The sequence below is a fragment of the Marinobacter sp. UBA5687 genome (assembly GCF_002420325.1).
Classification (GTDB): domain Bacteria; phylum Pseudomonadota; class Gammaproteobacteria; order Pseudomonadales; family Oleiphilaceae; genus Marinobacter; species Marinobacter nauticus.
The window spans coordinates 1-12,237 of record NZ_DIHV01000013.1 but is presented as its reverse complement, the minus strand read 5'-3'; the positions used below and the strand labels follow the sequence as shown (position 1 = coordinate 12,237).

Below are 12,237 nucleotides of genomic sequence, written 5' to 3'. Positions count from 1 at the left end.
CATGAACGCATTCAAACCCAGAGAAACCCTGACCGAACAGGTCGCTCGTCACATTGAAAATCTGATTGCCTTCGAGCAACTCCGTTCCGGCGAGCGCATCTATGAAAGTGCCATGGCCAAGCAGATGGATGTCAGCCACGGCTCCATCCGGGAAGGCCTGCTGCTGCTGGAGAAGCGCCATCTGGTGCGTAACGTCCCCCGCAAAGGCGCGTTCGTCACGCCGCTGGATGAACACTTTGTCCGCAGTCTCTATGAGACTCTGGAACTGTACCTGACTCACACCGGACGGAAGCTGGTGCGTCAGTGGCAACCGAATGACATGCAGCGGCTGGAATCCCTGTACGAGCAGATGCGGGACCGTTTTCAGAACAACGATCTGATGGCGTTTCTGGAGCTGGGTATTGAATACACCAAAGCCTCACTGGTGTACGCCGACAATTACTTTATTGTCTCGGCCATCGAGGATCTCTGGCCCTCTGCCAAGCGTTGCGCCTTTGTCGCCTTCCGCCATGGCGGCAAACAGGTTCTGGAAGACAACCTGGTGCACATGGAAGAATCCATCCGGATAATACGGGAACGGGACGAACAGGCCCTGGCAGATATCCTGCACCGCTATGCCGTGCAGCAGTGTGAGCAGGTGCTATCCGCTCTGAACAACTGATACCGCGAAAACTCAGTAGAACAGCTGGGTGAATGAGAAGCCGATATTGAGGTATGCGGTCCATTCATCTTCGTTGTTATAGGCGGCCGAGAGCTGTACCGGCCCCAGGAAGGTATCCACCCCGGCGAAAACACTCCAGGATCGCACCAGCCCGGACCAGGTGGCATCATCCATCGTCTCCCAGGCATTGCCGGTCTCAAATCCCAGGCCGGTGAACCAGGGCAGCACCGGCCCGCCGAATTCACGCCTGGCCCAGGCCGCCAGTAAAACGGCATCATTTCCCGTGATCTCGCCCGGGGCGTAGGCTGACAACTGCCGAAAACCGCCAAGACGCGCTGCGTTCTCAACGCCCGGTTCTCCGCTGATGACCTGCCGGGTATACAGCAAGCCGGTGAGATTGAAACGTTGCCAGGTGCCGGTTCCCAGCAACATGCCGGTGAGGGCATCGAACTCCCGGTCACTGCCGAGCTCTTCCCGCTCTACTCTGGCCCGGATACCGGCAAAAGCACCGGATTTCGGATAGAAGGCATCACTCAGGGAATCATGTACCAGTTGCAGGCTGCCGTAGCCCTGATGCACCTTACCGGAAGGTGCAACCGGAACGCCCACTTCGTCATCCACGGTGGCATAGCCACGGACATAACCCAATCGGATCTCGCCATCGCCACCCAGTTCCATGCCAAGGGCCAGATCCACTTCCCGAAAGGTCACATCTATCTCGGAAATACGGTCGCCGTTGTCGTAGACACTGTAATCATCACGGCGATATTCAACCCCAACCACCGCAAACCGGTCATAACCGTAATCCAGAGGCTGGTACCATTGGCTACGCACCCAGGGCTGGGTGCCTAATTGGAGCCCGGTCTGCCATTCCGCGCCAAGGCGATTGAGTTCGGTCATCCGTAACCCGGTGGCCAGATTGAAGCGGGTATCGCCGTCGAAGTTGTCCTCATAATTCAGGCCAAACGACAGATAGTTGGGCCCCCAGCTCTTCTCCCTGGCTTGAATGATCAGCACCGGGCCGGCCTCGGAAGGACGCATGGACCAGGACACGGTCTCGTAGTACCCCAGCCCGTAGATGCGTTTGAGATCGGCTTCCAGTTGCTCCACATCGAGCGGCTCACCCTCTTTCTGCCGAATCCGCTCGCGCAGAAAATCACTGGCCAGGCGGTCGCCTTTACGGAATTCGATCCGGACGACCGGCCCCGGTGCCAGTTTCTCGGCCCGGAGCCGTGCACGGTAATCCCGCCACTCCGAGTCAGACACCGCCAGCCGGTTCAGGGCCACAGCATGATCCCTGGCTCCACTGGCCCCCAGCTCAAACAGCACCGGCGCGTCGTAGAAATCGGCAGAGGTGTGGCCTTGCAGATCTGGCTGGATCAGAATGTCGCGATCGGTTAACAGGCCCAGCTGTAATTCGGTGTTGCGCCGGGTCATCAGCGTGGTGAGCTGCCCGACCACTGAAAAAGCTTCGCGCATGTCCTCTGTGGTCATGAGCGGATCGGTGATATCCACGGCAATGACCACATCAGCCCCCATGTCCCGGGCCACGCTGACCGGTAGGTTGTTGGCCACCCCACCATCCACCAGTAATCGCCCGCCTCTTTCCACCGGGGCGTATACGCCGGGAATGCTCATACTGGCACGAATGGCGTCGGCCAGGTTGCCGTCGCCAATCACCACTTCAACACCGGTTTCCAGATCAGTGGCCACAGCCCGAAAGGGGATGGGTAGCTGATCAAAGTCATCCACCAGCGCGGCGTTACGGGTCAGCTCATTGAGAATAAACCCGAGATTCTGGCCGGTAACCAGTCCGCCACCAAACCGAACGCCCTCGGAACCGACGCCAATACCCGGCACCAGAGGCAGGCGCCAATCGTCCTGCTTTCGGCGCACCGGCTTGTAGGCCCGGCCCGGGTCATCGCGAAAGCTGGACAGCCAGTCCAGCCCGATAAAGCGCTTTTCAATTTCTTCCACCGGCATCCCGGTGGCGTACAGGGCGGCAACGGCCGATCCGGCACTGGTACCGACCACCACATCAACCGGCACCTGCATTTCTTCCAGTACCCGCAGTACCCCGACATGAGCCATGCCTTTGGCACCACCGCCACTGAGCACCAGACCTATGGTTGGTCGAGCATTACTCGCATCAGCATCGGCCAAAGCATGAGGGAACCCGGGCAGGACAAGCAGAATGCACAGCAACCAGGACGGCGAGCGAGTACTCACGATCCCGTCACGAGGTCTGTTTTTTGTCATCGTCGGCCAGTGACAGATGGGAGGTATCCGGCACAACCGGTGGGGGAAGATCCCGTTTTATACCCAGATCACTGCCGGCAGGGGCCAGTGTCCAGTCATCAAGATGCTCAAACATCGGTGCCTCAGCCTCCTGATGCTCAACCAGAGTCACCCCGACCGGGTCCAGGCTCAGGCCGGAACCGGCCAGAATATCATCCACCTTTTCGCCGGCCACCGGTAGGCGATCGCCCGGCTCAACCGCTGGAGTCTCACCGGATTTCGTCGCCGGTTGCTCTGGTTTCGGTGCCGGGGCCTGAGGCGGGGCAGGCGTTGACGCTTGAGCCTGAGCTGATGACGCCGGTGCGGGTTGGGCCGGCCCGGCTCCGGGCATGAGCTGAACATACGCCACCATCCCGTGTTTTTTCAGCACTGCCAGGTACTTCTCGGCCTGAACCTGCTCAAGTTTGTTACGAATGACCACCGGTTGCCCACTGAACATGCGGTCCAGCTGCTCGACGCTGGCCTTGAACAGAGCCCGGGCATTATTGCGAGCGGTTTCCAGATCGGTGCCTGGCGTGCACTCTCCTTTAAACACGAGCTGGTACATGGCTATCCCTCTGCTTTTACAACAACTGTTGGTCAATGATAGCTGAAATCACAGGCTACAACAGGCATTAACCAACGCCGGGCCTTACCATCCGGAAATCATTTCAGCATTGCAAACAATTGAAAAATCCAGCGCCCACAGGAGGAAAAGTACGCCACACTCTGCAACAATCAACTGTAACCAAACTTTACACTTGGTTACACTAACAAGAATCGCAGATTACCTTTCGGGAGCCTCACATGCGCACCTTTACTACCGCCCTTCTCTCTGGTCTGGTGCTCGGCTTGTCATCGGCGCAGGTAGCCGCCGAAAATCTGGATGTATTGATGAGCCAGGTTTTTCAGGCCAATGAAGCCACCTACATCGGCTACGAAAGTATCGAGCGCGAGGACATTCCCGCCCGGGCCAGCGTAGACCGGAAATACCTGATTGTGGATTTCCGCTTTCCGAACCAGCAACCGGCCGCCAAACAACTTCAGGCCAGCGTACACAAAGTGTGCATGACCCTGCTGAAAGATCGCGAACTGATCCGCTCGCTGTCGGATTCCGGCTACGACATGGTGGCCGTTGCCTTTGACCGCCAGTCCCAGTTCGACTGCCTCTGAGCAAGCCGCCCGTGCTATTCCTGCCCCAGTAGTCGGGGGAACGCATCCAGGGCAGTATTGACCGCGTCCAGGTTGAAAGCCTCCACATCCGCCAGCAGCTTCTCCCCGTAACGCGTGACCGACGATGACCGGTGCCGCTGGCCCCATTCGATAATGCGGGCAGCAAAATCCTTCATCTGTTCCGGGTCGCCGCTCTCCCGCACGTCCTGCCATTCATTACCGAAGTCTTCAGCCAGTTTTTCCCGCAGCCAGCCCCGCTCATGCATGCTCATGGTCTGGGCCAGCAGGCGCTCGGATTCCTCCGGCGCGCCATCGTCATCAGCCTGCTCCACCGTCGCTTCTACCCTGGGCAGTACCACCTTGAACGTCGAGCCCACATTGGCCTCACTTTTCACGGTCAGTCTGCCGCCCATCATTTCCACCAGTTTTCGGCTGATCGCAAGCCCCAGCCCGGTACCGCCATAACGCCGGGAACTCTGGCCTTCCTGCTGCTCGAAGGCTTCAAAAATGCGCTCCTGCTGGTCCGGGGCTATGCCGATACCGGTGTCAGCTACGGTCACCACCAGCCGGTAGTAACAAACCTCGGAATCGGCATCCGCCGGCTCGCCCAGCGGCTTGGCCACCGCTCGCACGGTAACCCCGCCCTCGTGGGTGAATTTGATGGCATTGCCCACCAGATTAAACAGCACCTGTCGCAAGCGGGTTTCGTCCAGCATCATCGCCGAGGGCATACCCGACCCCACGCTCACTTCCAGGGTAATGCCCTGCTCCGTCGCCCGCAGGTCAAAGATGTGGCGGACATCACTGAGCAGCCGGCGCACGGACACAGGGCCGAAATCCAGGCGCATCTTGCCGGCCTCGATCCGCGACAGGTCCAGAATGTCATTGATCAGCATCAGGAGGCTTCGACTGCCCGCCCGGATGGCATTGAGGTAATTGCGCTGCTGAGGATCTGTGACCGAATTGTAGAGCAGATCGCTGTAGCCAATCACCGCGTTCATAGGCGTTCGGATTTCGTGGGACATGTTGGCCAGGAATTCGCTCTTGGCACGGCTCGCAGCCTCCGCTTCCCGGGCCAGCCGCTCCGCCTCAAGCTTGGCGGCACGGAGTTCATCCTCACTCCGGCGCAGCGCGTTCTCGGACCGGATTCGCTCATCCACTTCCAGTGAAAGTTTGCGGTTCCAGTACAGGAAGATCAGCACCACCACGATGGCTATCAGAATGATCCGCCGAACCACGGTGTAATCGGCTTCCTGTTCGATATCCAGGTGAATCCAGCGATTATAGATGGCTTCGGTTTCGGACGTCGGCAGACTGCCCAGCGCCTTGTTCAGAATGCGGTGGAGCTCAGGCTGGGCCGGGCTGACCGCCAGTCTCAGATCGTACTGGTAAGGGGTAATACTGGTAATCCTCAGGTTCGACAGACCGAGCCGTGCCACCGTGTAGCTTACCGCCGGGATATGCGTCACCATCACATCCAGATCGCCGTTGGAAAGCGCAAGCAGCCCGTCTTCCACGGTCTGCTGGGGATAGAGGTCGAGATTCGGATGATTAATCAGCAGATAGTCATGACTGGCCTGGCGGTTTACCACGCCGACCCGCTCATCCCGAAGTTCACGCAGGTCTCCGATAAAGCGACCGGTGTCGCGGATCGCCAGCGCAATGGGCACGTTGACATAGGCCCGGGTGAACAGGAATTCCTGCTCGGTACGAGGCGTGCGGGACATGCCGGGAAGCACGTCCAGCTCACCGGATTTCAGTTTTTCCTCGGCGCCGGCCCGACTGTCTACCGTCACTCGCTGGAAGCGAATCCCCAGATCCTTCTCCAGCCGGCTGAGCAAGTCGGCGACCAGCCCCGTGGGCCGGCCATCCTGTTCAAACTCGAACGGCGGCCAGTCCGGCCTCAGTCCGACGGTAATCTCCGAGTTACTGGCCAGCCATTCCAGTTCACCGGCGGTCAGGGCCACGTTTCGGGTCTCGACTTCGGGCAGCTCCCCCGCCAACCAGGACTGGCGAATATTGCGATGTTCCTGATGGGTCAGTGACGATACCGTGCGATCAAACACCCGAAACATGCGCTCCTGCTCAATGGGAACCTGCAGCACCACATCCACAGGTCGCCGATCCAGCAACACCGCCAGCCCGACACCATTGATCATCGCCGATTCGAGGTAGTCAGACACCACCGGAACCGGCCCGAGAAAAGCATCTGCCTCGCCCGACATAACCCGGCTGACCGCCTCACCCAGGCTGGAAACCGGTACCGGCGTAAAGCTTTCCACCGGGTCCAGCAGCGGAAACTGATTGGGGTCGTCGCCGACAATGACAACCTTCGCTGCCTCCAGATCAGACAGAGTCCGGATTGCCGGGTCGCCGGCATTCACAAACACCCCGTAGGTGAGTGACATCAAGGGCGCTGTGTGTCGCACGCCGGGAATAACCGGGGCGCCGGGCAGTCGGGTGGTCAGGATCAGGTCCGGCTCTGGCCGCTCAGTGCCCAGCATCTGGTTCATCAGAAAGGGCTCAATGGGCAATCCCAGCTTGGAGGACAAGCGGTTGAGGTAGTCCACCCAGATGCCCGCCATGCGCCCCTCCCCGGTATCGAACACCAGCGGCACCTGGGTATGCCTGACCCCCACATTGAAGCCATCCTGTTCTGCAAGCCAACGCAGATCTTCAACGCCCAGTACGGGCGCCGGCGAATTCTGGGGTGGATCCGCCAACACGGCCCCTTGAAAAAGCAGCAACAGGAGGCAAAACATGAACTGTGAACGAGACTTCACTGGATATCCTCGGCGGGTCCACTACATTTCAGGAAAACCATACCTGCAAACGGGCAGGATTGCATTTTGCCAATGAGCTGATGGAGGTACGTAACCATGGACACCAGCAAACACAGCCTGAGCACCCTGTTCGAACAACTGGGTCTGCCCTCCGGTCAATCGGAAGTCGAGCATTTCATCGCCCGACATTCACCATTACCCAGTGAAGTCGCTATCCAGGATGCGCCCTTCTGGTCAGAGAGCCAATCCCATTTTCTGGAGGAAGGGCTGGAAGATGACAGCGACTGGGCGGAGGTGATTGATGAACTGGATGCCCTGCTAAGGCGCTGATTGGCTGGGTCAGAGCACCGACACCCGATTTCGGCCCTCATCCTTGGCCTGATAGAGGGCCCGATCAGCCCGGTCAAACACCGACTCTTCGGTGTCGTCGTCCTGAAAACCGGTCAGCCCCGCTGAAAAGGTAATGCTTACCGGCTCGCCGCTGAAATGGAACGGCAGGCCGGATACATGTTCGCGCAGGGAATCCAATACCTTGCGGGCTTCATCTGTGGGCGTTTCCGGCAGAAGCACCACAAACTCCTCGCCACCGAACCGGGCGATAAAATCCGTCGACCGCAGGCGAGTGCTCATCTCCCGGGCCACCAACTGCAGCACGCGATCCCCTGCCTTGTGGCCATAGGAATCGTTGATGCGCTTGAACAGATCCACGTCCAGCACAGCCACCGTGAGCGGGTGCCGGTAGCGCAACCAGCGATTGTATTCAAACGACAGCCGTTCCTGCCAGGCTTCACGGTTGGGCAGCTGGGTGAGCAGATCGGTCAGGGCTCGCTGACGCTCTTCACGCACCTGGGCCTGCATCTGTTCCGAATGGGCCTCCATGGCCGCGACTTTCTCCTGCATGGCTTCCAGTTGGTTCGCCAGCAGTTTTTCACGCTCGCTTTCCGACGTCCGGAACCGCTCCAGCGCACTGCCAATAAATTCCAGGCGTTGACTGACCGACTGCTTCAAAGCTTGAATATCCTCGCTGGCGCGGATGTCATCCCCCACCTTGTCCAGCTCGGCACGGATTTCCCGGTCCAGCGTTGCTGTGGCGTCCTGCCGGCCAGTCTGGGCGTCACTCTGCTGGGCAAAATGCTCCCGCAACGCCTGCAAGCGTTCATCCAGACGTTTCAGGAAGGCCTCGAATTCGCGCTGGCTGCGGGTAATGGCGGCAATCACCAGATCGGCGACCCGGTTCAACCCCTCCCGGAGCACTTCCCAGTCGTTGCTGGTCAGCAAGGTCTGCTGTAATTCCCGGGCTTCTGCTTCTGCGGCCGGCTCCAGGGAAGCCTGTTGCAACAGTTGCCCCAGTAACTGGCCGATGCGGCGTGCAATTCTCAGTCGCTGGGTGGTATCCGCCAGATCCACACCTTCTGCCGGGGCTTGCGGTTCCGGTGTGGGCGACACAGCCTGAGGCCCGGCCTGCTCGTCCAGCAGGGTAATCTGCCGGTCAATCTGGTCCTGCAGTTCCCGCCAGTGCTGCAGGTTGATCTGCTTCTTACGGATATCCTCCCGCAACCGACCCAGCAATTCATCCAGCTCCGGCCGCTGTCCTTCGGAGGCCAGACTGGTTCGTACCAGCATTCTTTCCAGCAGATTACGTTCGGATTCCCACTGTTTTTCCCGATGCTCTGCTTCTTCCAGTTCCCTGAGATATTTCTCTTTCCAGGAATCTTCAGATGCCATGAACTACTCCCTTAGTGGCCGGCACGATGCTCTTCCTCTTCACACCCGGTGCGATCGGTCGTTCGGCGGCGCGCCCGGGGATGGCTCTGATCATAAACCCGGGCAAGATGTTGAAAGTCAAGATGAGTATAGACCTGGGTTGTGGCAATGTCCGCATGACCCAGCAATTCCTGAACCGCGCGCAGGTCGCCACTGGATTCCAGCATGTGACTGGCAAAGGAATGCCTGAGCAGGTGGGGGTGCAAACGCTGGTCCGCGCCGTGCAGAATACCCCAGCGAGACAGGCGACTCTGGATACTGCGCCGGCTCAGGCGGGTGCCCCGCCGGCTGACAAACAGTGCCTTCTCACCCTCGGTGACCAGTGCCCGCCGGCAGGACAACCACTGTTGCAACGCCGCCACGGCCTTACGGCCGACCGGCAGCACGCGCTCCTTGTTACCTTTACCGAGAACGCGGATTTCTGGGCCCTTCAGATCCAGAGCCGACAGATCGGCCCCGGCCAGCTCCGCCAGCCGAAGGCCGGAGGAATACATCAGCTCGAACATGGCCAGATCACGGATTTCGAGGGGGTCTTCGGGGGTGGCATCCAGTAACTGGCCAATCTGATCAACATCCGCAACGCGGGGCAAACGCCGACCACTTTTCGGCGCCCTGATGTCCAGAGCTGGATTATCGCTCGCAAGCCCTTCGCGAAGCAGGTACTGGTAGAAGCGCCGAATCGACGACAGGTGCCGGGCAATGCTGCGCCCGCTCAGTCCATCCCGGCTGAGTCGGGCTACGTAGCGCCGAACATCGTGGGCAGACAGCTCTGACCAGTCGTTGAGGCTATTATCCGCAAGCCAGGAGATCAGGCGCTGAAGGTCGCGCTGATAGTGTTCGCAGGTACGGGGTGAATGCCGTTTCTCGGATTGCAGATGACCAATGAAGCCGGTCAGCGCCGCCAACTGGCTCGCTGATCCTTTGTGGTCACTCGCCGCCGCGCTCACCCCTGGCCGGTCTCCGCGGTCAGGTCCGTCACCGGAGCGCCGGTACCATGGCGCTTGAGCATGGGAGGCAAAAGCCGGCTCAGGGTGTCGCTGATGTAGCTCAGGAACAGTGAGCCCATGCTCTGATCAAAGTAACCGGGTTCACAACTGCCGACAGCAAACACACCCACCAGACCTTCGTGGCGCAGGGGTACAAGGGCGACGGAGGCGATGGGATCGTCACGGTCCGGGAACAGGAATTCACGCTCATTCTCACGGAACTGGCCACAAACGGCCCGTTCCCCCTCCAGCAGGCTTCCCAACCGCTCACGTGCCGCGGCCGCATCCACCATATGCAAGGCACCCTGTGACTGAAGCTGACCGGTTTCACTGAACAGAAGTACCGACGCGGCATCCAGGCCAAAATCGCCCCGGATACTGTCATCAATGGCAGCGGCCATATCCTGCAGATTACGGGCTTCAATCACCTGCATCAGCAGGCGTTTGCTTTTCTCGAACAACCGGTCGTTGTGGCGGGCGATGGACACCAGTTCCACCAGCTCCCGGCGTAACGTGTCCCGCTGTTCCCGGAACAGGTGCACCTGGCGCTCCACCAGGGAAATCGCCCGGCCGCTGTCATGGGGCAGAGTCAAACTGCGCAGGAGCTCGTCCTGGCCGATAAAAAAGTCCGGATTGGCCCTCAGATATTCTGCGACCTGTTCCCTGGTGAGTTCGCCGGCCTTCTGGCGGGCCGTTTGTTCTGTCATCGTGTTCTCCTGATCGGTTCAGGCCCCGTTTTTATGAGGTCGGGTGTTCGGGCGGGCACTCCTGCGGCGCCGGGGCTGGGGTTCGCCAGGCAGCCGCAACTGGCCTTCAAATACCGTGGTTGCAGGCCCTTCCATCATAACAGGGGCACCTTCCCCCTGCCATTCAATGACCAGCCGGCCACCGCGCAGCTCGACTTCGACCCGGCTGTCCAGCAGGCCACGGAGACAACCGGCCACCACTGCTGCACAGGCACCGCTGCCGCAGGCGAGTGTTTCGCCGGAGCCCCGCTCAAATACACGCAACCGGGCACGGCGGCGATCAATCACCTGCAGAAAGCCAATGTTGGCCCGGGCCGGAAACCGGGGATGCTTTTCCAACTGCGGGCCGAGGCTTTCAACCGGCGCCGTATCGATATTGTCCACCACCAGTACCCCGTGGGGATTACCCATGGAGATGGCCGACAGCTCGACCGTCTGGCCATTCACGTCGACGGTATACACATCCTTGCGCTGATCTGCCGCAAAGGGGATCGCGGGTGGATTGAGCTCCGGCACTCCCATATTGACGGCCACCAGGCCGTCCCGACCCACCTTGAGTTCAATCACACCCTTGGCGGTCTGCACCCGGATGACGCGTTTATTGGTCAGACGCTGATCGCGCACAAAACGGGCGAAACAGCGGGCACCGTTGCCGCACTGCTCTACTTCTGAGCCATCGGCATTGAAAATGCGGTAACGAAAATCCACATCCGGCAACCCCGGTGGTTCCACCACCAGCAACTGGTCAAAGCCAATGCCGAAATTGCGATCCGCCAGTTCCCGGATGGTGTCCGGGGCCAGCCGGAATGGCTGGCTGATGGCGTCTACCACCATGAAATCGTTACCCAGCCCGTGCATCTTGGTAAAACGCAGAATCGGGCCCTGGCCGCGTCGTTGCTGAGACATCTCGTTCTCCCCGCTCATTCCGGCAGGCAACTTTCCGGCGCCAGCTGGTCGTCCAGAGTTTCCCGGCGCCGCACCACGTGCACCTGATCTCCGTCCACCATCAACTCCGGGGGCCGGTTGCGGGTGTTGTAGTTAGAGGCCATAACAAATCCGTAGGCCCCGGCCGAGCGCACCGCCAGCAAATCGCCGGCTTTCAGGCGCAGAGCGCGATCCTTGCCGAGGAAATCGCCGGTTTCGCACACCGGGCCCACCAGGTCCCAGGGCCTTTCCTCACTGTCCTGATGGGGCCGAACCGGAATAATGGCCTGCCAGGCACTGTAGAGCGCCGGTCGGATCAGATCATTCATGGCCGCATCGATGATGGCAAAATTCCGGTGCTCGGTGCACTTCAGGAATTCTACCCGGGTCACCAGAATACCCGCATTCGCTGCGATGGAGCGCCCTGGCTCGAGCACCAGATCCAGCTCCCGATCGCCCAGGCGTTCATTGAGCGCTTTCACATAATCTGCCGGTTGCGGCGGGGTTTCCTGGTTGTAGGTCACACCCAGACCGCCCCCCATATCCAGATGGCGAATACGGATGCCCTGCTCTGCCAGGGTGTCGATCAGAGAAAGCACCCGGTCCAGGGCATCCAGGAACGGCGAAACTGAAGTCAGCTGTGAGCCGATGTGGCAGTCCACCCCGTGGATATCGAGGTTGGGCAGGCTGGCCGCGCGGGCATAGACTGCTGGCGCCTCAGCAATGTCAATGCCGAACTTGTTTTCCTTCAGGCCGGTCGAGATGTACGGGTGGGTGCCCGCATCCACGTCCGGATTCACTCGCAGGGAAATGGGCGCTTTCACTCCCAGTTCGCCAGCCACCTTGTTCAGGCGATCAAGCTCGGTGTCGGATTCGACATTGAAACAGCGAACGCCGGCCTCCAGGGCCCGCTTCATTTCCCA

Annotated in this window: 11 protein-coding genes; 3 read left to right on the top strand and 8 right to left on the bottom strand. The window is 59.9% G+C overall.

Annotation, left to right across the window (positions count from 1 at the left end):
* Window position 1 precedes the first annotated feature (1 nt).
* Entirely contained in the window at window positions 2-661 is a 660-nt protein-coding gene (locus tag B3Y70_RS01155; RefSeq protein ID WP_022992137.1) for a GntR family transcriptional regulator, read from the top strand.
* 12 nt (window positions 662-673) lie between these two features.
* Here the strand turns inward: B3Y70_RS01155 and B3Y70_RS01150 are convergent, their stop codons facing one another.
* Both B3Y70_RS01150 and B3Y70_RS01145 read right to left on the bottom strand, forming a co-directional pair.
* Window positions 674-2,920: a patatin-like phospholipase family protein gene (locus B3Y70_RS01150; RefSeq protein ID WP_288589080.1), complete on the bottom strand. Its 2,247-nt coding sequence runs from the start codon at window positions 2,918-2,920 to the stop codon at window positions 674-676.
* Window positions 2,898-3,506: a hypothetical protein gene (locus B3Y70_RS01145; protein ID WP_278350072.1), complete on the bottom strand. Its 609-nt coding sequence runs from the start codon at window positions 3,504-3,506 to the stop codon at window positions 2,898-2,900. Before B3Y70_RS01145 ends, B3Y70_RS01150 begins: the two co-directional genes overlap by 23 nt.
* 239 nt (window positions 3,507-3,745) lie before the next feature.
* On the opposite strand from B3Y70_RS01145, the gene B3Y70_RS01140 reads away from it, so the two are divergent.
* Window positions 3,746-4,111 (top strand): hypothetical protein, encoded by a 366-nt coding sequence (locus B3Y70_RS01140; protein WP_278350071.1) that lies wholly within the window; start codon window positions 3,746-3,748, stop codon window positions 4,109-4,111.
* Between the two features lie 14 nt (window positions 4,112-4,125).
* On the opposite strand, the gene B3Y70_RS01135 is transcribed toward B3Y70_RS01140, so the two are convergent.
* Window positions 4,126-6,873, bottom strand: a complete 2,748-nt coding sequence (locus tag B3Y70_RS01135; RefSeq protein ID WP_414674102.1) for an ATP-binding protein — start codon at window positions 6,871-6,873, stop codon at window positions 4,126-4,128.
* 117 nt (window positions 6,874-6,990) lie between these two features.
* Here B3Y70_RS01135 and B3Y70_RS01130 point away from each other — a divergent pair, with 117 nt between their 5' ends.
* On the top strand, window positions 6,991-7,224 hold the full coding sequence (locus B3Y70_RS01130; protein WP_023011756.1) for a DUF2789 domain-containing protein: 234 nt from the start codon (window positions 6,991-6,993) through the stop codon (window positions 7,222-7,224).
* Between the two features lie 9 nt (window positions 7,225-7,233).
* Here the strand turns inward: B3Y70_RS01130 and B3Y70_RS01125 are convergent, their stop codons facing one another.
* The 5 genes from B3Y70_RS01125 to lysA all read right to left on the bottom strand — a co-directional run.
* The gene (locus B3Y70_RS01125; RefSeq protein ID WP_014420365.1) at window positions 7,234-8,619 is read right to left on the bottom strand and encodes a GGDEF domain-containing protein; all 1,386 of its coding nucleotides are present in this window, start codon (window positions 8,617-8,619) and stop codon (window positions 7,234-7,236) included.
* Between the two features lie 11 nt (window positions 8,620-8,630).
* Window positions 8,631-9,605, bottom strand: a complete 975-nt coding sequence (gene xerC / locus B3Y70_RS01120; protein ID WP_286714571.1) for a tyrosine recombinase XerC — start codon at window positions 9,603-9,605, stop codon at window positions 8,631-8,633.
* The gene (locus B3Y70_RS01115) at window positions 9,602-10,351 is read right to left on the bottom strand and encodes a DUF484 family protein (protein WP_286714572.1); all 750 of its coding nucleotides are present in this window, start codon (window positions 10,349-10,351) and stop codon (window positions 9,602-9,604) included. The genes xerC and B3Y70_RS01115 overlap by 4 nt, the downstream gene beginning before the upstream one ends.
* Window positions 10,352-10,369: 18 nt before the next feature.
* Entirely contained in the window at window positions 10,370-11,296 is a 927-nt protein-coding gene (dapF, locus tag B3Y70_RS01110; protein ID WP_286714573.1) for a diaminopimelate epimerase, read from the bottom strand.
* Window positions 11,297-11,310: 14 nt separating this feature from the next.
* On the bottom strand, window positions 11,311-12,237 hold a 927-nt coding region (lysA, locus tag B3Y70_RS01105), incomplete at its 5' end, for a diaminopimelate decarboxylase (protein WP_288589079.1).

What these genes read in the sequence shown, in the direction of transcription:
- B3Y70_RS01155 (WP_022992137.1), top strand. Translation starts at nt 2, where the DNA reads ATGAACGCATTCAAACCCAGAGAAACCCTGACCGAACAGGTCGCTCGT.
- B3Y70_RS01150 (WP_288589080.1), bottom strand. Translation starts at nt 2,920, where the DNA reads ATGACAAAAAACAGACCTCGTGACGGGATCGTGAGTACTCGCTCGCCG.
- B3Y70_RS01145 (WP_278350072.1), bottom strand. Translation starts at nt 3,506, where the DNA reads ATGTACCAGCTCGTGTTTAAAGGAGAGTGCACGCCAGGCACCGATCTG.
- B3Y70_RS01140 (WP_278350071.1), top strand. Translation starts at nt 3,746, where the DNA reads ATGCGCACCTTTACTACCGCCCTTCTCTCTGGTCTGGTGCTCGGCTTG.
- B3Y70_RS01135 (WP_414674102.1), bottom strand. Translation starts at nt 6,873, where the DNA reads ATGTTTTGCCTCCTGTTGCTGCTTTTTCAAGGGGCCGTGTTGGCGGAT.
- B3Y70_RS01130 (WP_023011756.1), top strand. Translation starts at nt 6,991, where the DNA reads ATGGACACCAGCAAACACAGCCTGAGCACCCTGTTCGAACAACTGGGT.
- B3Y70_RS01125 (WP_014420365.1), bottom strand. Translation starts at nt 8,619, where the DNA reads ATGGCATCTGAAGATTCCTGGAAAGAGAAATATCTCAGGGAACTGGAA.
- B3Y70_RS01115 (WP_286714572.1), bottom strand. Translation starts at nt 10,351, where the DNA reads ATGACAGAACAAACGGCCCGCCAGAAGGCCGGCGAACTCACCAGGGAA.
- dapF (WP_286714573.1), bottom strand. Translation starts at nt 11,296, where the DNA reads ATGTCTCAGCAACGACGCGGCCAGGGCCCGATTCTGCGTTTTACCAAG.